The sequence below is a fragment of the Nocardioides fonticola genome (genome assembly GCF_039536805.1).
Classification (GTDB): Bacteria; Actinomycetota; Actinomycetes; order Propionibacteriales; family Nocardioidaceae; genus Nocardioides; species Nocardioides fonticola.
In genome coordinates this window covers 1-19,498 of record NZ_BAAAZH010000024.1, presented here as the reverse complement: position 1 = coordinate 19,498, position 19,498 = coordinate 1, and the positions used below count along the sequence as shown (strand labels likewise).

General features: G+C 71.5%; 17 protein-coding genes. 7 read left to right on the top strand and 10 right to left on the bottom strand.

From position 1 onward, the window contains the following. Nucleotides 1–10 precede the first annotated feature (10 nt). The 8 genes from ABD671_RS15240 to dnaK form a co-directional block, all read right to left on the bottom strand. Nucleotides 11–1,411, bottom strand: a complete 1,401-nt coding sequence (locus tag ABD671_RS15240; RefSeq protein WP_344734277.1) for a M1 family metallopeptidase — start codon at nucleotides 1,409–1,411, stop codon at nucleotides 11–13. 101 nt (nucleotides 1,412–1,512) lie between these two features. After that, nucleotides 1,513–4,155 (bottom strand): ATP-dependent chaperone ClpB, encoded by a 2,643-nt coding sequence (gene clpB / locus ABD671_RS15235; RefSeq protein ID WP_344734276.1) that lies wholly within the window; start codon nucleotides 4,153–4,155, stop codon nucleotides 1,513–1,515. A gap of 131 nt (nucleotides 4,156–4,286) precedes the next feature. Next, nucleotides 4,287–5,300 (bottom strand): Abi-alpha family protein, encoded by a 1,014-nt coding sequence (locus ABD671_RS15230; protein ID WP_344734275.1) that lies wholly within the window; start codon nucleotides 5,298–5,300, stop codon nucleotides 4,287–4,289. Further along, nucleotides 5,300–6,601 (bottom strand): DUF445 domain-containing protein, encoded by a 1,302-nt coding sequence (locus ABD671_RS15225; RefSeq protein ID WP_344734274.1) that lies wholly within the window; start codon nucleotides 6,599–6,601, stop codon nucleotides 5,300–5,302. The genes ABD671_RS15230 and ABD671_RS15225 overlap by 1 nt, the downstream gene beginning before the upstream one ends. A gap of 198 nt (nucleotides 6,602–6,799) precedes the next feature. Then, nucleotides 6,800–7,267, bottom strand: a complete 468-nt coding sequence (locus ABD671_RS15220; RefSeq protein WP_344734273.1) for a heat shock protein transcriptional repressor HspR — start codon at nucleotides 7,265–7,267, stop codon at nucleotides 6,800–6,802. A 5-nt stretch (nucleotides 7,268–7,272) separates the two neighbouring features. Beyond that, nucleotides 7,273–8,469: a molecular chaperone DnaJ gene (gene dnaJ, locus ABD671_RS15215; protein WP_344734272.1), complete on the bottom strand. Its 1,197-nt coding sequence runs from the start codon at nucleotides 8,467–8,469 to the stop codon at nucleotides 7,273–7,275. A 97-nt stretch (nucleotides 8,470–8,566) separates the two neighbouring features. Next, nucleotides 8,567–9,217: a nucleotide exchange factor GrpE gene (gene grpE / locus ABD671_RS15210; protein ID WP_344734271.1), complete on the bottom strand. Its 651-nt coding sequence runs from the start codon at nucleotides 9,215–9,217 to the stop codon at nucleotides 8,567–8,569. After that, nucleotides 9,214–11,061, bottom strand: coding sequence for a molecular chaperone DnaK (gene dnaK, locus ABD671_RS15205; protein ID WP_344734270.1), 1,848 nt, complete (start codon nucleotides 11,059–11,061; stop codon nucleotides 9,214–9,216). The genes grpE and dnaK overlap by 4 nt, the downstream gene beginning before the upstream one ends. A gap of 293 nt (nucleotides 11,062–11,354) precedes the next feature. Here dnaK and ABD671_RS15200 point away from each other — a divergent pair, with 293 nt between their 5' ends. Continuing rightward, complete coding sequence (locus ABD671_RS15200) at nucleotides 11,355–12,200, top strand: aldo/keto reductase (protein ID WP_344734269.1); 846 nt, start codon at nucleotides 11,355–11,357, stop codon at nucleotides 12,198–12,200. Nucleotides 12,201–12,334: 134 nt separating this feature from the next. Here ABD671_RS15200 and ABD671_RS15195 read toward each other — a convergent pair whose 3' ends face one another. Both ABD671_RS15195 and ABD671_RS15190 read right to left on the bottom strand, forming a co-directional pair. After that, nucleotides 12,335–12,940 (bottom strand): hypothetical protein, encoded by a 606-nt coding sequence (locus ABD671_RS15195; RefSeq protein ID WP_344734268.1) that lies wholly within the window; start codon nucleotides 12,938–12,940, stop codon nucleotides 12,335–12,337. A 63-nt stretch (nucleotides 12,941–13,003) separates the two neighbouring features. Then, a complete protein-coding gene (locus ABD671_RS15190; RefSeq protein WP_344734267.1) occupies nucleotides 13,004–13,459 on the bottom strand; it encodes a nuclear transport factor 2 family protein in 456 nt (151 codons plus the stop codon). 69 nt (nucleotides 13,460–13,528) lie between these two features. Here ABD671_RS15190 and ABD671_RS15185 point away from each other — a divergent pair, with 69 nt between their 5' ends. From ABD671_RS15185 to ABD671_RS15160, 6 genes are read left to right on the top strand one after another with little or no spacing between them, the layout of a single operon-like run. Continuing rightward, the gene (locus ABD671_RS15185) at nucleotides 13,529–14,407 is read left to right on the top strand and encodes a TIGR03619 family F420-dependent LLM class oxidoreductase (RefSeq protein WP_344734266.1); all 879 of its coding nucleotides are present in this window, start codon (nucleotides 13,529–13,531) and stop codon (nucleotides 14,405–14,407) included. Beyond that, entirely contained in the window at nucleotides 14,404–15,588 is a 1,185-nt protein-coding gene (locus ABD671_RS15180; RefSeq protein WP_344734265.1) for a type VI secretion system Vgr family protein, read from the top strand. Before ABD671_RS15185 ends, ABD671_RS15180 begins: the two co-directional genes overlap by 4 nt. Then, on the top strand, nucleotides 15,585–16,439 hold the full coding sequence (locus tag ABD671_RS15175; RefSeq protein WP_344734264.1) for an SDR family oxidoreductase: 855 nt from the start codon (nucleotides 15,585–15,587) through the stop codon (nucleotides 16,437–16,439). Before ABD671_RS15180 ends, ABD671_RS15175 begins: the two co-directional genes overlap by 4 nt. Before the next feature lie 27 nt (nucleotides 16,440–16,466). Continuing rightward, nucleotides 16,467–17,624 carry a sulfotransferase family protein gene (locus ABD671_RS15170; RefSeq protein ID WP_344734263.1) on the top strand — a complete coding sequence of 386 codons (1,158 nt, stop codon included), beginning with the start codon at nucleotides 16,467–16,469 and terminating at the stop codon, nucleotides 17,622–17,624. 20 nt (nucleotides 17,625–17,644) lie between these two features. After that, nucleotides 17,645–18,721: an NAD(P)H-dependent amine dehydrogenase family protein gene (locus ABD671_RS15165; RefSeq protein ID WP_344734262.1), complete on the top strand. Its 1,077-nt coding sequence runs from the start codon at nucleotides 17,645–17,647 to the stop codon at nucleotides 18,719–18,721. Between the two features lie 32 nt (nucleotides 18,722–18,753). Further along, nucleotides 18,754–19,359: a hypothetical protein gene (locus ABD671_RS15160; protein WP_344734261.1), complete on the top strand. Its 606-nt coding sequence runs from the start codon at nucleotides 18,754–18,756 to the stop codon at nucleotides 19,357–19,359. Nucleotides 19,360–19,498: the final 139 nt, after the last annotated feature.

Sequence of the window (19,498 nt, the reverse complement as noted above, 5' to 3'; positions counted from 1 at the left end):
GGGCCGCTGGTCAGTAGCCCTTCGGCTTCTTCGGGATCTCCAGCCAGGTGCGGAAGAACGCCGAGAGCTCCTTGCCGCTGACCTTCTCGGCGAGCGCCACGAACTGCGCGTTGCGCACGGTGTCGTCGCGGTGCTGGGCGGCCCAGCGGCGCAGCAGCGTGAAGAAGTCCTTGCTGCCGATGCGCACCCGCAGGGCCTGGAGGGTCATCGCGCCGCGGTTGTAGACCGGCTCGCCGAACAGGTCGGCCGGGTCGGTGAAGGTACGCGGCGCCGGGCTCCACAGGCCGGAGCCCGCCGGCTCGGCGTAGAGGTCGTCGAAGTGCTGCTGGGGGGTCTTGCCGCCGTGCGCGCCGTCCCAGAGCCACTCGGCGTAGGTGGCGAAGCCCTCGTTGAGCCAAATGTCGTGCCAGTCGGTGAGGCCCACGGAGTCGCCGAACCACTGGTGGGCGCTCTCGTGCACCACGGTGGAGACGTCGGCGCCGCCGATGGGGTAGAAGGGCCGGGTCTGGGTCTCCAGCGCGTAGCCCACGTTCGCGTCGTCGACGATGCCGCCGGCCGCGCTGAACGGGTAGGGGCCGAACCACTTCTCCTCGGTGCGCAGGATCTCGGTCAGCCGGCTCAGGCCGTCGGCCGAGCCGAGCTGGGAGTCGACGAAGGTGGTGACGGGGATGGTGCGGCCGTCGCGGGAGCGGAACGAGCCCTTGGTCACGGTGAACCGGCCGATGGCGATCGTGGCCAGGTAGGTGGCCATCGGCTCGTCGGTGCGCCAGGTCCAGGTGGTCCGCGTGCCGCTCGTGGTGGTCGAGACGAGGGCGCCGTTGGCGGCCGCCGACCAGCCGGCGGGCACGGTGATGCGGAACCGGTAGTCGGCCTTGTCGCCGGGCGTGTTGTTCGAGGGCAGCCAGGTGGCGGCACCGACAGGCTGGCCGAGGGCGACAGCGCCGTCGGAGGTGGGCACCCAGCCCTCGGTGCTGTCGTCGGGGTCGGTGTGGGTCGGCGGGGTGCCGGCGTAGGTGACGACGGTGGTGAAGGTGGAGCCCCGGGCGATCGTCGAGGCGGGGGTGACGATGAGTTCGGCCCCGTCGCGGCTCGTGGTCGCGGCCTTGCCCCCGACGGTGACGGTGTCGAGCGTCGGCCCTTCGAAGTCGAGGTGGAACGAGCGCAGCGCCTGCTGGGCGCGGGCCGTGATCGTGATCGTGGCCTCGACCTGGTTGGCGCCCGGCGTGTAGTCGAGGGCGACGTCGTAGCGACGCACGTCGTAGCCGGTGTTGCCGGAGGTCGGGAAGAGGGTGTCGCTGCTCGTGCTGCCGGGGTCGGTGCCCCCGGCCCAGGACGAGGAGAGCGCGAGCGGCGCCAGGAGTGCGGCGGAGGCGAGGACGGCGGCGGCACGGCGGGGAGCGGTACGGGGCACCTGCCGAGACTAACCCGGCAGGTGCCCCGCGAGACGCCGGGACGGTGTCAGCCCCGCATCAGCCCCGCATCGGGCCTGCATCGGGCCCGCGACACGCAGGCCTACGCGGGGGTCAGCACCAGCCGCGGCCGGCCGGTGCCCTCGGTCGGGACGCCGTCGGGGCCGGTGTCCTCCCGGCCGAGGTCGACGCGCACCCGGCCGCCGTCGCCGATCTGGCCGGCGATGAGCATGCGGGCCAGCGGGTCGCCGATCGCGGTCTGGATGAGCCGCCGCAGCGGGCGGGCGCCGTAGGCCGGGTCGTAGCCGGTGTCGGCCAGCCAGGTGCGGGCCTCGTCGGTGACCTCGATGCCGATGCGGCGCACCGCCAGCCGCTGCTCGAGCAGCGCCAGCTGGAGGTCGACGATGCGGGCGAGCTCGGCGGGGGTGAGCGCCTCGAAGACCACGATCTCGTCGAGCCGGTTGAGGAACTCGGGCTTGAAGGACGACCGCACGACCGCCATCACCGAGTCGCGCCGCTTCTCGGGGTCGAGCAGCGGGTCGACGAGGTGGTGCGAGCCCAGGTTGCTGGTCAGCACCACGATCGTGTTGCGGAAGTCGACCGTGCGGCCCTGGCCGTCGGTGAGGCGGCCGTCGTCGAGCACCTGGAGCAGGATGTCGAAGACCTCGGGGTGGGCCTTCTCGACCTCGTCGAGGAGCACGACGGAGTAGGGACGCCGGCGCACCGCCTCGGTGAGTTGGCCGCCCTCGTCGTAGCCGATGTAGCCCGGAGGCGCCCCGACCAGGCGGGCCACCGCGTGCTTCTCGGCGTACTCGCTCATGTCGATGCGCACGATCGCGCGGTCGTCGTCGAAGAGGAAGTCGGCCAGCGCCTTGGCCAGCTCGGTCTTGCCCGTGCCGGTGGGGCCGAGGAAGAGGAACGAGCCGGTGGGGCGGTTCGGGTCGGCGATGCCGGCCCGCGAGCGGCGGACGGCGTCGCTCACCGCGCGGACGGCCTCGCGCTGCCCGATGAGCCGCTCACCGAGGACCTCCTCCATGTGCAGCAGCTTCTCGGCATCGCCCTGGAGCATGCGCCCGGTCGGGATGCCGGTCCAGGCCTCGACGACCTCGGCGATCTGCTCGGCGCCGACCTCCTCGCCGACGAGCCGGTCGGCGGGGTCGAGCCCGCCGGCCTGGGCGGCGTCGGCGGCCCTGATCTGGGCCTCCAGCTCGGGGATGCGGCCGTAGAGCAGCTCGGAGGCCTTGCCGAGGTCGCCCTCGCGCTGCAGGCGCTCGGCCTCGATGCGCAGCTGGTCGAGCTGGCGGCGCAGCTCGCCCTCGCCCTCCAGCGAGGACTTCTCCCGCTCCCAGCGGGCCTCGAGCGCGCGCAGCTCCTCCTCGCGGTCGGCGAGGTCGGCGCGCAGGGCGGCGAGCCGCTCGACCGAGGCGTCGTCGGACTCCTTGGCGAGCGCGAACTCCTCCATCTTCATGCGGTCGACCTGGCGGCGCAGCTTGTCGATCTCCTCGGGGGAGGACTCGATCTCCATGCGCAGCCGGGACGCCGCCTCGTCGACGAGGTCGATGGCCTTGTCGGGCAGCTGACGGCCGGGGATGTAGCGGTCGGAGAGGGACGCCGCCGCCACGAGCGCGGCGTCGGTGATGCGGACGCCGTGGTGCGCCTCGTACTTCTCCTGGATGCCGCGCAGGATCTGGATGGTGTCCTCGACGCTCGGCTCGCCGACGAAGACCTGCTGGAAGCGCCGCTCGAGTGCGGGGTCCTTCTCGATGCGCTCGCGGTACTCGTCGAGCGTGGTGGCGCCGATCATGTGCAGCTCGCCGCGGGCCAGCATCGGCTTGAGCATGTTGCCGGCGTCCATCGCCGAGTCGCCGCCGGCGCCCGCACCGACGACGGTGTGCAGCTCGTCGATGAAGGTGATGACCTGCCCGCCGGCGTCCTTGATCTCCTCGAGCACGGCCTTGAGCCGCTCCTCGAACTCGCCGCGGTACTTCGCGCCGGCGACCATGGCGGCGAGGTCGAGGCTGAGCACCCGGCGGCCCTTGAGGCTGTCGGGCACGTCGCCGGCGACCACGCGCTGGGCCAGGCCCTCGACGACGGCGGTCTTGCCGACGCCGGGCTCGCCGATGAGCACGGGGTTGTTCTTGGTGCGCCGCGAGAGCACCTGGATGACCCGTCGGATCTCGGAGTCGCGTCCGATGACGGGGTCGAGGCGGCCCTGCTCGGCGGCGGCGGTGAGGTCGACGGAGTACTTCGCGAGCGCCTCGTAGGTCGACTCGGCCTCCTGGCTGGTGACGCGGCGGTTGCCGCGCACGGCCGTCAGCCCGTCGCGCAGGCCGGCCTCGGTGAGCCCGGCGTCGGTGAGCACCTTCTTGGCCGAGGACTCCACCGTGGCCAGGCTGATGAGCAGGTGCTCGGTGGCGACGTACTCGTCCTTCATCGAGCGGGCGAGATCGAGGGCGCCGGCCAGGACCCGGGTCAGGGCGGGGGACGCCGTCGGCGTCTGCACGCTGGCCCCGGTGGCGGTGGGCAGGGCGTCGCGGGCGGCGGAGGCGGCGCGCACGAGGGCGGCGGCGTCGGCGCCGGCCCGGGTGACGAGCGAGGCGGGGGTGCTCTCGGGCTGCAGGAGCAGGGCGAGGAGCAGGTGCACCGGCTCGATGACGCTGTGGCCGGCGGTGGTGGCGGACAGCTGCGCGGCCTCGATGGCCTCGCGACTGCGGGTGGTGAACGTGTCGGCGCCGAACTGGCTCATGGCGGCGGGACCTCCGGGCGGTGGGCTCGTACGACGAGCCGTGCTCGGCCCGTCAGTGGAACAACCTCAGCTAAGTTGAGTCTATTCCGCTCAAGTCTGGGAGGCCAGTCGGGTCGGCCGGGCCGCTCGCCTCAGGCGTCGGCGCTCTCCGGGGGCGCCTCGTGGGCGGGGAAGACCGCGGTGGCCGCGAGTTCGTCGATCAGGCAGGTCCGGCAGAAGTCCTCGCCGAACGGCGTGAGGTGGATGCTGCGGCGCACGATCTTGGCGAACCGCACCGAGTGCATGGCCGCCAGCACGTCGGGCTGGGCCTCGAGCACCTGGTAGTCCATCGGGTCGCGCAGCGGCTCGGCGGAGAACCACACGAGCCCCAACCGGAAGAGGTTGTTGAGGTAGGAGGGCACGCGGTCGACGTAGCGCAGACCGGCCCGCGGGCCGATCATCGTCAGACCCGGCGCGAGCAGCTGGCTGCTCACCAGGCCGATCGGCCCACCGGTGCGGACGTCGACGCTGGGCTGCGGGCCGCCGCGCAGCATGAGCAGCAGGATGCGGGCCTCGTCGGGGGCGAGCTCGTCGAGGATGCGGTCGTAGGCCGGGTGCGACTCCTCCTCGCTCCACACGTCGCGACTGCGCTCGAGCAGGTCGGCACCGCGCTCGCGCAGCCGCTCGGGGGTCGAGCGACGGCGGTCGTTGACGTGGATGTTGGCCGCCACCACGACCGAGGGCCCTTCCCCGGCCGGGTCGACGATCTCGCCGAGGGACTCCGCGGCCTGCAGCAGCGCCCGGCCGATCGGCGTCCCGCCGGAGACCGAGCGGCTCAGGTCGCTCACGACCGCCGCCATCTTGGTGGCGTCGGCGGCCAGGGCCGCCGCCTCGCGGGAGTCGGTCATCGCCTTGGCCAGCCGGCGTCCGCCCTTGACGTAGGCGCGCACGCTCCAGCTCGTGGTGTGCCAGGCCGCGGACGCCGCCACGCGGGCCAGGCCGGGCAGGGCCTCCACGGCCGGGGCCAACGCCTCGGTGAGCGGCACCGGCGTCGCCTCGTCGCCGTAGACCCGGGCCAGGGCGTCGTCCAACGAGCGCTCGTAGGCCTCGTCGCGCTCCATCGAGCCGCCGGTCGAGCCGGGGCCGGGCCCCTCGATCACACCCATCACGCCACTCCGAAGATCCACAGGTGCAGGAAGCCGCCGGCCAGACCCATGATCGCCCCGTGGGCGTAGAGCATCCACTCGTCCTCCTTGATGGCCGAGCGCATCATGTCGACGAAGTCGCGCGGCGGCAGCTCCTTGGTGCGCCGGGCGATGAGCACCCGGATCTTCTCGGACTGGCGGCGGCTGAAGTCGGGATCCTGGAACGGCGTGAGCGTGCGCCCGACCGCCTCGCGGGCCACGGAGTCGCGGATGTTGTCGAACTTGGTCGGGCCCACGGCCAGCCGGACGGCGGCCCGCGCCGGCCCGGCGGCCTTGTCGATGGCGGGCTTCAGCGCGGTGGCGAGCATCGCGCGGGTGCGGTCGCCGCGCGGGCCCTCGAGCAGGAAGTCGCCGATGCGCTCCAGGGTGATGACGTCCTCGGCGATGATGCGCGCGTAGACCTCGGCCGCCTGCTCCTGGCGACGCAGGAAGAGGCCCTGGGTCTTGATGCCGAAGTAGCGCTTGGGCTCGGTGGGCTCGAAGATCAGCCACATGCCCAGGGCGTTGGTGATCCAGCCGACGATGACGCCGAGGATCGGCAGCAGCCACCACTGGCCGAAGATCGAGTCGACGATCGCGACCGGGATGCCCAGCAGGAACCCGAAGATGAAGCCGAAGGCGACCATGAGGTTCAGCTCCCGCTGACCGAAGTCGCGGAAGATGCGCACGACCAGCGCGGGGTTCTTCTGGAAGTGGTCGATGACCATGATCTTGGGGTCGAGCAGCTGGTCGATGTGGATGCCGATCTCGGTGGTGACCTTGGTGACCACCGAGGGCAGCTGCGCCTGCACCCGCTCGATGACGGCGGTGCGCACCGGCCGCGGCAGGTCGCGCCACAGGCGCGGGTGCTCCTCGCGCATCACCCGGTCGACGAGCTCCGGCAGTTCGGGACGGAACACCTCGATGATGTGCTCGGCGATCTGGTCGGGCTCGAGCTGCTGGTAGAACTCCGCCGGCGTCCCGAGCTTGGCGATCGCCTTGTCGACGGCGATGCTGCCCATCTTCGCGGCGCGCGCGGGCACGATGCCCTGCCAGCCGATGCCGCCCTGGAGGATGCCGGGCACCTCCTGCACCTTGCGCGGCAGCAGGCCGGCGAGCTCCTGCATGCCGGGGATGCGGACGCCGTGGAAGCGCACCGGGCTGAAGAGCATCCACAGGCCCGACCAGTTGATCAGCCAGCCGACGACGCCGGTGAAGACCGGGATCGTCAGGAAGTGCACCCAGTGGATGTCGGCCAGCCAGTCGCTGAACCACTCAACCATCCACCGCACCCCGCTCCTGATGCCGAGCACCCCACGCGCCCGGTCGGGACGTGACGACCGTCTCGTCCGAGCGAAGACTAGAAGGCAGGGGCCCGGGCCGCCAGGGAATGTGCGCGTCGGCACCCCGGGCGGCCGTCTGCATCACCCGGAGCCGCGCCGACCACTCCAGGACGAGCAGGCCCGGCGGGCCCGGCCGGCTCAGCGGCCGCGTCGCCACACGACGACCGAGGACGGCGTCCCGGCCCCCGGCTGGCGCAGCACCGGCAGCTTGTTCGGGGTGCGTGCCACCTCGCTGCGCTGGGTCAGCGCCTGGGCGAGGGCCTCGCGGGTGGCGTGCAGCTCGGCGAGCAGCTCGTCGTTGCGCGCCGCGAGCGCGGCCACGTGGTTCTGCAGCTCGATGATGCGCCGCACGCCCTCGAGGCCGATGCCCGAGGAGGTGAGCTCGGCGATGCCGCGCAGGGTCTCGATGTCGCGGGCGGAGTAGCGGCGTCCGCCGCCGCCGGTGCGCCCGGGGGTGATGAGGCCGAGGCGTTCGTAGGTGCGCAGGGTCTGCGGGTGCAGGCCCGTGAGCTCGGCGGCGACGCTGATGACGTAGACGGCCGCGTCGGGGTCGGGTCCGGGGCCGCCGCGGCGACCCTCGAAGGGGGAGCGGGGAGTGCCGGCCATGGTGATCACCCTGCCGTGTCGAAGAGCTTCGTGCGCAGCGGCGTGCCGGACATCGCGGCCCGGTAGGCCTCGACGGCGGCGCGCGCCTCGGCGTTGAGCACCGCGGGCACCTGGACCTCCACCGTGGCGAGCAGGTCGCCGCGCGATCCGTCGGGGCCCGGGGCGCCCTTGCCGCGCACCCGGAACGTGCGGCCGTTCGGCGTGCCCGCCGGCACCTTGAGGGTGACCGGGGCGCCGCCGAGGGTCGGCAGCTTGATCTCCGCACCCAGGGCCAGCTCGTCGAAGCTGACCGGGACGTCGATCGTGAGGTGCTCGCCCTTGCGGCCGAACACCGGGTGGCCCTGCACCTTGACCGTGACGTAGAGGTCGCCGGCCGGGCCGCCGTTCTCGCCGGGCCCGCCCTTGCCGCGCAACCGGATGCGCTGGCCGTCCTTCACGCCGGCGGGGATGCGGGCCGAGATGGTGCGCGCCGAGCTGCCGCGGCCGGTGCCGTGGCAGGTGGGGCACGGGTCGTCGTAGACCATCTGCCGCCCACCGCAGGCCGGGCAGGTCTCGTTGATGGAGAACGCCCCGCCCACACCGGCGGTGACGTAGCCGGCGCCGTCGCACTGGGGGCACGTGTGCGGCTTGGTGCCCGGCTTGCCGCCGGTGCCGCGGCAGGACTCGCACGCCGACTCGCTGGTCAGGCGCAGTGAGATCGTGACGCCGTCGAGCGCGTCGGCGAAGCCGATGGTGGCGCTGGTCTCGACGTCGGCGCCCGCGGTGGCGCGACGGCGTCCGCGGCCGAAGCCGCCGCCGAAGCCGCCCCCGCCGCCGAAGAGGTCGCCGAACATGTCGCCGATCCCGCCACCGGCCCCGCCCTGCTGGCGCAGCAGGTCGTCGAGGTTGAAGGTCTGCCCGCCGCCGCCGAACCCGGCACCGCCGAAGCCTCCGGGGAAGCCGCCCCCGGAGGCGTAGAGGCGGCGCATCTCGTCGTACTTCGCGCGCTTGTCGGGGTCGCCGACGACGTCGTAGGCCTCGGCGACGGCCTTGAACCGCTCGTGCTTGGCGGTGTCGTCGGGGTGGGAGTCGGGGTGGTTCTCGCGGGCCAGCTTGCGGTAGGCCTTCTTGATGGCGTCGGTCGTGGCGTCCTTGCTCACGCCGAGGACGGCGTAGAAGTCCTTCTGCGCCCAGTCGGCCCGGAAGCCGTCGGTACTGCTCACGCGAGATACCTCCCCTCGTGTCGTGCGGTGGCGGTGCCGTCACCGCCGGCCGCGCGCCCCTCGAGGGACGCGCGGCTGGGCGGCGGACGGCGGTGGGTCAGGCGTCGGCGGGTTCGACCACCAGCACCTGGGCGGCGCGGACGACGCGCTCCCCGATGCGGTAGCCGGCCTTCGCGATGACCTTGCAGGTGGTGACGCTGACCTCGGGGTCGGTGCCGATGTGGCTCAGGGCCTCGTGCAGCCCGGGGTCGAAGGCGTCGCCGGGATCGCCGAACCGGACGAGTCCGAGTGCGGCGACCGTGCGCTCGAGCTGCTCGGCCACGGCCTTGAAGCCGCCCTCGAGAGGCTCGTGCTCACGCGCCCGGTCGATCGTGTCGAGCACCTCGATGATCGGGGTGAGCGCCGCGAACGTGGCGTTCTCCCGGATGAGGTCGCGATCGCGGTCGACGCGGCGCTTGTAGTTGAGGAACTCCGCCTGCAGGCGCTGGAGGTCGGCGGTGCGCTCGGCCAGCTCCGACTGGGCGCGGCCCAGCGGGTCGAGACCGTCCTCGGGCTCCCCGGCGTCACCGGAAGCACCCTCGGTGCCCGCCGTGCCCTCGACCTCGGCGACGTCCTGGGGCTCGAGGGGGTTGCCCTCCTCGATCCAGTCCGAGACGCCGGAGGTCTCCGCGGCGTGCGCGTCGACGGGGGCCTCGCCCTCGACCGGCGCGTCAGCCGCGCCGGCCTCGGCACCTGCGGGATCGGTCACTTGTCGTCCTCGGGGGTCTCGTCGACCACCTCGGCGTCGACGATGTCCTCGTCGGCCTCGCCGGTGGCGCCGGTGGCACCGCCCTGCGCCGCCGACTCCGCCTCGGCCGCGGCGTAGAGCGCCGCACCCATCTTCTGGCTGGACTCGTTGAGCTTGGTGACCCCGGCCTTGAGCTCCTCGGCGTCCGCGTCGGCGTTCTCGAGGGTGGCCTTGAGGGCGTCGACGTCGGCCTGGACCTCGGTCTTGACGTCCTCGGGCAGCTTCTCGGCGTTGTCGGTGAGGAACTTCTCGGTCGTGTAGACGAGCTGGTCGGCCTGGTTGCGCACCTCGACCGCCTCGCGTCGCTTGGCGTCGGCCTCGGCGTACTCCTCGGCCTCGCGCACCATGCGGTCGATCTCGTCCTTGCTCAGCGAGGAGCCGCCGGAGATCGTCATCGACTGCTCCTTGCCCGACGCCTGGTCCTTCGCGGTGACGTGGACGATGCCGTTGGCGTCGATGTCGAAGGTGACCTCGATCTTCGGGACGCCGCGGGGCGCCGGCGGCAGGCCGGTGAGCTCGAAGTTGCCGAGCGGCTGGTTCTCCGCCCAGATCTGGCGCTCGCCCTGCGCGACCTTGATCTCCACCGAGGGCTGGTTGTCGTCGGCGGTCGTGAAGATCTCGCTGCGCTTGGTCGGGATGGTGGTGTTGCGCTCGATGAGGGTGGTCATGATGCCGCCCTTGGTCTCGATGCCCAGGCTCAGCGGGGTGACGTCGAGCAGCAGGACGTCCTTGACCTCGCCCTTGAGCACGCCGGCCTGGAGCGCGGCGCCGACGGCGACGACCTCGTCGGGGTTGACGCCCTTGTTGGGCTCCTTGCCGCCGAGCAGCTCCTTGACCAGCTCGGTGACGATCGGCATGCGGGTCGAGCCGCCGACCAGGACGACGTGGTCGATGTCGCCGACCTTGACGCCGGCGTCCTTGAGCACCTGCTGGAACGGGGCCTTGGTGCGCTCGATGAGGTCGGCGGTCAGCTTCTGGAACTCGCTGCGGGTGAGGCGCTCCTCGAAGTGCAGCGGGCCGGACTCGCCGTGGGTGATGTAGGGCAGGTGGATCGTGGTCTCGGAGGAGGAGGACAGCTCGATCTTCGCCTTCTCCGCTGCCTCCTGGAGGCGCTGCTTGGCGATCTTGTCGGCGCCGAGGTCGACGCCGTTGTTGTCCTTGAACTTCTTGACCATCCACTCGACGATGCGGTTGTCCCAGTCGTCGCCGCCGAGGTGGTTGTCGCCGCTGGTGGCCTTGACCTCCACCACGCCCTCGCCGATCTCCAGCAGGGAGACGTCGAAGGTGCCGCCGCCGAGGTCGTAGACCAGGATGAGCTGGTCCTCGCCCTTGTCCAGGCCGTAGGCCAGGGCCGCGGCGGTGGGCTCGTTGACGATGCGCGAGACGTTGAGGCCCGCGATCTCGCCGGCCTCCTTGGTGGCCTGGCGCTGCGCGTCGGAGAAGTACGCGGGCACGGTGATGACGGCGTCGGTCACCGGCTCGCCGAGGTAGGCCTCGGCGTCGCGCTTGAGCTTCTGCAGGACGAACGCGCTGATCTGCTGCGGGGTGAAGTCCTTGTCGTCGATCTTCACCTTCCAGTCGGTGCCCATGTGGCGCTTGACCGAGCGGATGGTGCGGTCGACGTTGGTGACGGCCTGCCGCTTGGCGACCTCGCCGACGAGGACCTCGCCGTTCTTGGCGAAGGCGACCACGGACGGCGTGGTGCGCGCGCCCTCCGCGTTCGCGATGACGGTGGGCTCGCCGCCCTCCAGGACCGACACGACGCTGTTGGTCGTGCCGAGGTCGATGCCGACCGCACGTGCCATGGCTGAACCTTCCTTCTGCTGTTCGCTGTTCGCTGTGGGCTGCCCGGTCGCCGGCGGATGCTGCGCTGAGCTGTGCTGCGGTGCCGGGTGCCCGAGGGACGTCGGCCGCCATGGTGCGCGACCTGCGTCGGTGCTGTCCACTTACTTGAGTCTTGGTGGCTCAAGTTTATTCATACGCCCCAACCCCGGTCGGGCGGGATCCATTCCCGGCGTCCGCCCCTTCCTTCGGAGCGCTCGGATCTCCTCGCGCCGGGGTGTAGGGGGAATACGCCTCAGGTGGCAGCCTCGAAGGCATGACCGTTCCGAGCATCACCCTGAACAACCAGACGACCATCCCGCAGCTGGGCTTCGGTGTGTTCCAGGTGCCCCCGGCGCAGGCCGCCGACACCGTGGCCACCGCGCTCGAGGTCGGCTACCGCCACATCGACACCGCGCAGATGTACGGCAACGAGCAGGAGGTCGGCATCGCGATCGCCGCCTCCGGCCTCCCGCGCGAGGAGCTCTACATCACCAGCAAGCTGAACAACGGCTACCACCGTCCCGACGACGCCCGCCGGGCCTTCGAGGAGACCATCGCCAAGCTGGGGATCGACCAGATCGACCTCTTCCTCATCCACTGGCCGCTGCCCACGCTCTACGACGGCGACTTCGTGAGCACGTGGCGCACCCTGGGCGAGTTCGTCGCCGACGGCCGCGCCCGCTCGATCGGCGTCTCGAACTTCCAGCCCGCCCACCTCGACCGCATCGTCGCCGAGACCGGCGTCGTCCCGGCGGTCAACCAGATCGAGGTGCACCCCTACTTCGGCAACGAGGAGGCCCGCGCCGCCTCGGCCCGCCACGGCGTCGCCGTCGAGGCGTGGTCGCCGATCGCCCAGGGCAAGGTGCTCGACGACGAGACCATCGGCAAGGTGGCCGCCGCGCACGGCCGCACGCCGTCCCAGGTGACGCTGCGCTGGCACGTGCAGCGCGGCGACATCGTCTTCCCCAAGTCGATGCGCCGGGAGCGGATGGAGGAGAACTTCGCCATCTTCGACTTCGAGCTCAGCGCCGAGGAGATGGCCGCGATCTCGGGTCTCGACCGCGGCGAGGCCGGTCGTACCGGCCCGAACCCGGACACGTTCGACTACGTGCCGCAGTGAGGCGTTCGCGATCGGCGCTGGTCGCTGGTCGCCAGGTTGGTCAGGCGAGACTGTCGGTTCGTGACGGCAGTCTTGCCTGACCAATGGCAGGAGTCACCGGGCGCCCGGTGACTCCTGACGCCGGTAGGCCGACCTCAGCCGACCCGCACCCGCACCTCGTTGGAGACCGCACCGGAGTCGGTGTCGACCATCCGGAAGCGGTTGAGGCCGACCACGCTGGTCTGCACGTAGGTGGCGAAGGTCTGGTTGCTCACCACGACCGTCACGTTGAAGTCGGCCCACGCGCCGGCCTGGAAGCGCTGCACCTGGAGCACCGCGCCCTCGCCGTCGGGGTAGGTGCCGGTGAGGTCGATCTGCTCCATCGGGGCGACGGCGGTGGTGCCGGCCGAGAGGTTGATGCCCGTCTCGGGCGACGGCGACTCGGTGGGCGACTCCGACTCGGTCGGCGAGGCGCTCGGGGTCGTCGAAGAGCTCGGGTCGGCGTCGAGGGTGATGAGCGGGCCGTCGGACGCCGTCGTCCGCTCGGGTCGCGGCAGGTACATCGTGGCGTCGTCGCGGGAGGTCGAGGCGGCGACGTCGTCGCCCCCGATGCCCGTGACCCGGACGCCGATCAGCACCACCAGGCCCAGCACCAGGCCGACGCCGATGCCGACACCCACGAGCGCGACCAGCCCGGTGAGGATGGGCCGGTCCTCGGTGGGACGGCGGGGGCGATCGGGGCCGCTGGTCGGGTCGGACACCCCGCCATTGTCACGGACGGCCCGGGGTCGCCCAACTCGCCCCGCCCGATCGGGCGGCGTGGGTCAGAGCCCGCGCTTCCAGGCGACCTCCTCGACGAGCCGGCGACTGCGCCAGCCCTCGGGGGTGCGCACGAGCTCGTGGTGGTAGAGCCCGCCGAGCTCGACGACCTTGGTGCCGCCGGCGCCGTCGTCCATGGTCATCGGGTTGTGGAAGTAGGCCGTGCAGGTGGCGACGTCCCCCGGTTCGCCGGTGAGCGCGCCGGCGCCGTCGGGGAACGCGATCTCGAACTGCCCGAGCGTGTGCATGCGGGTCGGGAAGAACAGCGGCAGCATCTCGGCCAGCCACGGCTTGATCACCGAGAAGGTGTCGTGGATGCCGCCGGAGGCCACGTAGTCGATGTCGGCGTCGGGGGTGAAGACGCTGTCGAGCCGGTCGAAGTCGCCGGTGTCGATGGCGCGGGTGTAGCGGACGAGCACGTCCTGGATCTCGAGGCGGTCGCTGATCTCGCGCAGTTCCACGGTGTGAACTCTGGCACAGAACTGAAACAGGTTCTATATTTCGAGCCGGTTCCCCATCGAGAGGTCGACATGCGATTCAGCTACGCCGAGGCCATGACCCGCGCGGAGTACTACGCCCCGCTCGCCCAGGCCGCGGAGGCGGCCGGGTACACCTCCATGACGGTGGCCGACAGCCTCATCTACCCCGAGATCTCCGACTCGAAGTACCCCTACACCGACACCGGCGACCGGGAGTTCCTCGAGGGCAAGGAGTTCATCGAGACGATGATCCTCTGCGCGCACCTCTTCGCGCAGACGACGACGCTGCGGCTCACGCCCTTCGTGTTGAAGCTGCCGGTGCGTCCGCCGGTGCTGGTGGCCAAGCAGGCCTCCTCCCTCGCCTTCCTCTCCGGCAACCGGCTCGGCCTCGGCGTCGGCATCTCGCCGTGGCCCGAGGACTTCGCCAACCTCGGCGTCCCGTGGGAGAAGCGCGGCAAGCGGATGGACGAGTGCATGGACATCCTGCGCGGCCTCACGACCGGTGAGTTCTTCTCCTACTCCGGGGAGTTCTACGAGGTCGACAGCCTCAAGCAGTGCCCCGGTGCCACCGAGAAGATCCCGCTGCTCGTCGGCGGCCACGCGGACGCCGCCCTGCGCCGCGCCGTCCGCAAGGGCGACGGCTGGATGCACGCCGGCGGCGACGGCGAGGAGCTCGACCGGCTGCTGGCCCGCCTCGCCGAGATCCGCGCGGAGGAGGGCGACACCCGCGACGACTTCGAGGTGCACGTCATCAGCTACGACGCCTACACCGTCGACGGCATCAAGCGCCTGGAGGACAAGGGCGTCACCGACTGCATCGTCGGCTTCCGGGTTCCCTACATCAAGGGCCCCGACACCGAGCCGCTCGACACCAAGATCAAGCACCTCGAGCAGTACGCCGAGAACATCATCGCCAAGGTGAACGGGTGAGCGCCCCGGACGCCGTTCCCGGCACCGACGGCTCCTGGGACCTCACCGCGCCGCTGCGCGAGGCGATCGCCGAGGCCGAGAAGCTGATCGCGGGGGCGTCGTTCATCCGCTCCGAGAAGGACCTCCTCGAGGGTTACGACTACCTCGCCGGCCGCATCCGGATGGCGATGCAGACCGCGTTCGACTACGACCTCGAGCGGCCGCTGTTCGTCAACCCGACCCACCAGTTCTCCCGCCAGGGCCTGGACAACCCCGACGCCATCTACTTCAACGCCTACCTCAAGGAGGGCGTCGAGTACGTCGTCCGCGGACGCCGCGGCACCAGCGCCGACCTGTCCTTCCAGGTGATGGGCGGCGCCTACACCGCCGACTCCGCGGCCACCTCGATGCTGGCCTTCGACGACCGCGAGCTCGAGGTCGCCGACGACGGCTCCTTCGAGTTCACCTACACCGCCGAGCACGGCGCGAAGACGATGATCGTGCGCGAGGTCTTCTGCGACTGGGACGCCGAGGAGCGCGGCACGATCACCATCGAGCGGGTCGACACCCTCGGGCAGCCGGCCGCCCCCCTGACCCGGGAGCGGCTCGCGAAGAAGTACGAGGTGGCCGCGCGCAGCCTGGTCGGCTCGATCCAGACCTGGTTCGCCTTCCCGCAGTTCTTCCAGTACAAGGAACCGGTCAACACCCTCACCGTGCCGCAGTCGACGCCCGGCGGCCTGGCCTCCCAGCGCTCCTCCATCGGCCACTACGAGCTCGGCGAGCACGAGGCGATGATCGTCAGCGTCCCGCGCTGCGAGGAGGCCCGCTACCAGGCCATCCAGATCGGCTCGGACTGGTACGCCTCCACCGACTACGAGACCCACCAGACCTCGCTGACCAAGGCCCAGGCCGAGACCGACCTCGACGGCGTCATGCGCTTCGTCGTCAGCGAGCACCCGCCTTACGACGGCGCCCCGATCGCGAACTGGCTGGAGACCACCGGCCACCGCACCGGCTCGATGATGCTGCGCTGGCAGCGCCTCGAGCGCGACCTCGGCCCGGACGACGGCCCCACCGTGCAGATCGTGCCGCTGGCCGAGGTCCCCTCCCTGCTGCCCCACACCCGCCCGCTCACCCCCGAGCAGTACGCCGCGCGCATCGCCGCCCGGCAGCGCTCGGTCGCCCGAAGGATGATCTCGTGAACGCTCCGACCACCGCCGCCGCCCACGTCGCCACCTCGGCGGCCGTCGAGGAGCGCTACCGACCCCTGCCGCTGCTGGAGGGCAAGGTCGTCGTCCTCTCCGGCGTCGGCCCGGGTCTGGGCCGCGCGCTGGGCGAGGAGGCCGCGAAGATGGGCGCCGACCTCGTGCTCGTCAGCCGCACCGAGTCGCGGCTGGAGAAGATGGCCGAGGTCGTGCGGGCCCACGGACGCCGCGCGCTCGTCGTCCCGACCGACATCACCGACGAGGACTCCCGGGCCAAGCTCGTCGAGCGGTCGCTGGAGGAGTTCGGTCGCGTCGACTGCCTGCTCAACAACGCCTTCGGCATCCCGCCGATGGACCCCGTCAGCACCCTGTCGGTGGAGTCGCTGCGCGCGGCCAACGAGACCAACGTCTTCGCGCCCCTGCGGCTCTCGGCGCTGTTCGCCGACGCGCTGGCCGCGACCCACGGCTCGATCATCATGCTGAACTCCTGCGTGGTGCACTCCTCCCAGCCCGAGTACAGCGGCTACAAGCTCTCCAAGGGCGCGCTGCTGCACCTCGCCTCCTCGCTGGCCACCGACCTCGGTCCGCGCGGCATCCGGGTCAACAGCGTGGCGCCGTCCTACATCTACGAGGACGTCAACAAGTCCTACTTCGACTGGCTGGCCTCGGTCGACGGCGTCACCCACGACGACATCTACGCCCAGAAGGCCGCGCCGACCGACCTCAAGCGGCTCGCCTCGCCCGAGGAGGTCGCGCGCGCCACGCTCTTCCTGGCCACCGACCTCGCCTCGGCGATCACCGGGCAGTTGATCAACGTCGACTGCGGCGAGTTCCACAACGAGTCCTGAGGGCTCGGACGGCGGAGGGGGAGACCCATGGCGGACAACGTGATGACCCGCGAGCGGGCGGACGTCGGCACCTACGAGGACATCGCCGCTGCGGCGATGCGCACCACAGGGCTCTCCGACTTCGGCGGCACCGGGCACGAGGAGGGTCTGCGGGTGCTCGTGGAGGACCTCAACTCCCCCGAGGCCGGGCTGACCCCGCGCGGCAACTACTTCCAGCGCTCGGAGGTGAAGTCGGCGCTCGTCGGGCGGCTGCTCACCCAGGCGGCGTTCACCTCCCGGCCCGAGCACGCCGACGTCCCGATCGTGCGGCCCATCTTCGTGATGGGCCTGCCGCGCACCGGCACCACCGCCCTGCACCGCCTGCTCTACGCCGCGCCCGATGCCCAGGGCCTGGAGATGTGGCTGACTCAGTTCCCCCAGCCGCGGCCGCCCCGCGAGACCTGGGACGACGACCCGATCTTCGCGATGATGCAGCAGGGCTTCGCCGCGCATCACGCCGAGAACCCCGAGTACATGGGCATCCACTACATGGATGCCACCTCGGTGGAGGAGTGCTGGCGGCTGCTGCGCCAGACCGGCAAGTCCAACTCGTACGAGTCCCTGGCCAACCTGCCGCGCTACAGCCGGTGGCTGCAGACCCAGGACTGGACCGACGCCTACGAGCGGCACCGCGCCAACCTCCAGCTGATCGGTCTCAACGACCCCGAGAAGCGCTGGGTGCTGAAGAACCCCTCGCACATGACAGCGCTCGACGCGCTCATGACGGTCTATCCCGACGCGCTCATCGTCTACACCCACCGCGACCCGGTCGTGTGCATCGCCTCCTCCTGCTCGCTCTCGGCCGAGACCACCGAGGGCCACTCGGACTCCTACATCGGCGGGGTCATCGGGCACACCCAGCTCGATCTGTGGTCGCGCTCCTTCCACGCCTTCCACGACGCCCGGCCGCGCTACGACCAGCGCCAGTTCGTCGACGTCTCCTTCGAGGACTTCCGCGCCGATCAGGTCGGCACCGTGCGCTCGATCTACGACGCCTTCGGGCTCGACTGGACGCCCGAGGTCGAGACGTGCGTCCGCGAGGCCGACGAGGAGCTGCGCGCCGGCGGCAAGGCGCCGTCCCACCGCTACGCGCTCAAGGACTACGGCCTCACCGAGGACCGCGTGCGCGCGGCCTTCGAGCGATGAGCGCCGTGGGTTCGCCCGGGGTGGGAGCCCGCAAACGGGTCGTCGTCTGGGGCACCGGCGTCGTCGGGTCGATGGTGATCGCCGAGCTCGTCGACCACCCGCTCTTCGAGCTGGTCGGCGTCGGCGTCTCGAACCCCGACAAGATCGGGCGGGACGCCGGCGAGATCTGCGGTCTCGCACCGATCGGCGTCCTCGCGACGGACTCGGTGGACGACCTGATCGCCCTGCGCCCCGACGCCCTCGTGCACTACGGCCCCACGGCGGCCAAGGCCGACGACAACATCCGCGTCATCACCGCCTTCCTGCGGGCCGGCATCGACGTCTGCTCGACCGCGATGACCCCGTGGGTGTGGCCGCACCTGGCCTCGATCCCGGTCACCTGGCTCGACCCGGTGCGCGAGGCCTGCGAGGCCGGCGGCGCGTCGTGCTTCACCACCGGCATCGACCCCGGCTTCGCCAACGACCTCTTCCCGATGACCCTCATGGGCCTGTGCGGGCGGGTCGACTCGGTGCGCGCCTCCGAGCTGCTCGACTACACCGACTACGAGGGCGACTACGAGGACGAGATGGGCATCGGCCGCTCGCCGGAGTTCACCCCGCTGCTGGAGATCCCCGAGCTGCTCATCATGGCGTGGGGCGCCACCGTGCCGATGATCGCCCACGCCGCCGGCATCGAGCTCGACGACATCACCACCACGTGGGAGAAGTGGGTGACGCCGACGCCGCGCCCCACCGCGAAGGGCGTCATCGAGGCCGGCAAGGTGGCCGCGATCCGGTTCACCATCAACGGCGTGTTCGACGGTCGCGAGGTGATCACGCTCGAGCACGTCAACCGCATCGGGCTCGACGCCGCCCCCGAGTGGCCGGCCGGCACCGCCGACGACGTCTACCGCGTCGACGTCATCGGCTCGCCGTCGATCAGTCAGGAGACGGCGTTCCGCTTCACCGACGGCTCGGGGCGCGCTCCGGCCGTGGCCGGGTGTCTTGCCACCGGCATGCGCGCGCTCAACGCCGTCCCGGCGGTCAACGACCTGCCGCCGGGGTTCGTCACCGCCCTCGACCTGCCCTTGATCCCGGGCGTCGGCACGATCCGCTGACGCCGCGCCGCGGCCGGTGGTTCGATGGGGCGGTGACCCGCCCCCACGTCGTCCTGGCCGGCATCGGCGCCGTGGCCGTCCTCGCGCTCGCCGGATGCTCGGGTGACTCCGACGAGCCGGCGCCTGATGCCTCCCCGTCGCCGTCGGCCTCGGCCTCGGCCTCCGGGTCGAGTGCTGCGGGCGACGGCCGGGCGGGGATCGCGGCGTACCGCGCGCTCCTGACCGCGACCTTCTCGGGCAGTCAGGATCTCGACGACCGCGCGGTCGCGCTCGCCGCCGACGGCGTCTCCGACCCCGAGGTGATGGTGCGTCGGCTGAACGCGATCGCCGAGAAGGAGGGGCTGACGTTCCGGGTGCGTGCGGTCGCCGCGGACGACGTCTCCGACATCTCCTGCTACGAGGGCGACGACGGCCTGTGGCTCTCCTCCTCCAGCGGCACCGACACCGCCATCATCGGGCTCGGCGAGGGCGCTCAGCTGTGCGAGAACGCCGATGCCCGCTACCTCATCCAGCTGGCCGCGGGCGGCGGGAGCGGTGTCACCGTGACCGCCTCGGACGCCTCCGAGGACCTCGCCGGCGCCCGTCAGCTCGCCGAGGTCGCCCAGGAGCTGATCGACTCGACGCTGGGCGGTGGATGAGGGGTTGACGGCGGGCGGGGGGCTGTCGGAATCACCGGTGCACCGGTGATTCCTGCACTTCTCAGGGGAAATGTCCCGGCGGAGTCACGTGGTCGTAGCAACGGTCATGCTGCTGGCGGGTTTGCCAGTAGCTCGGCCA

What these genes read in the sequence shown, in the direction of transcription:
- clpB (WP_344734276.1), bottom strand. Translation starts at nt 4,155, where the DNA reads ATGAGCCAGTTCGGCGCCGACACGTTCACCACCCGCAGTCGCGAGGCC.
- ABD671_RS15230 (WP_344734275.1), bottom strand. Translation starts at nt 5,300, where the DNA reads ATGGGTGTGATCGAGGGGCCCGGCCCCGGCTCGACCGGCGGCTCGATG.
- ABD671_RS15225 (WP_344734274.1), bottom strand. Translation starts at nt 6,601, where the DNA reads ATGGTTGAGTGGTTCAGCGACTGGCTGGCCGACATCCACTGGGTGCAC.
- ABD671_RS15220 (WP_344734273.1), bottom strand. Translation starts at nt 7,267, where the DNA reads ATGGCCGGCACTCCCCGCTCCCCCTTCGAGGGTCGCCGCGGCGGCCCC.
- dnaK (WP_344734270.1), bottom strand. Translation starts at nt 11,061, where the DNA reads ATGGCACGTGCGGTCGGCATCGACCTCGGCACGACCAACAGCGTCGTG.
- ABD671_RS15200 (WP_344734269.1), top strand. Translation starts at nt 11,355, where the DNA reads ATGACCGTTCCGAGCATCACCCTGAACAACCAGACGACCATCCCGCAG.
- ABD671_RS15185 (WP_344734266.1), top strand. Translation starts at nt 13,529, where the DNA reads ATGCGATTCAGCTACGCCGAGGCCATGACCCGCGCGGAGTACTACGCC.
- ABD671_RS15170 (WP_344734263.1), top strand. Translation starts at nt 16,467, where the DNA reads ATGGCGGACAACGTGATGACCCGCGAGCGGGCGGACGTCGGCACCTAC.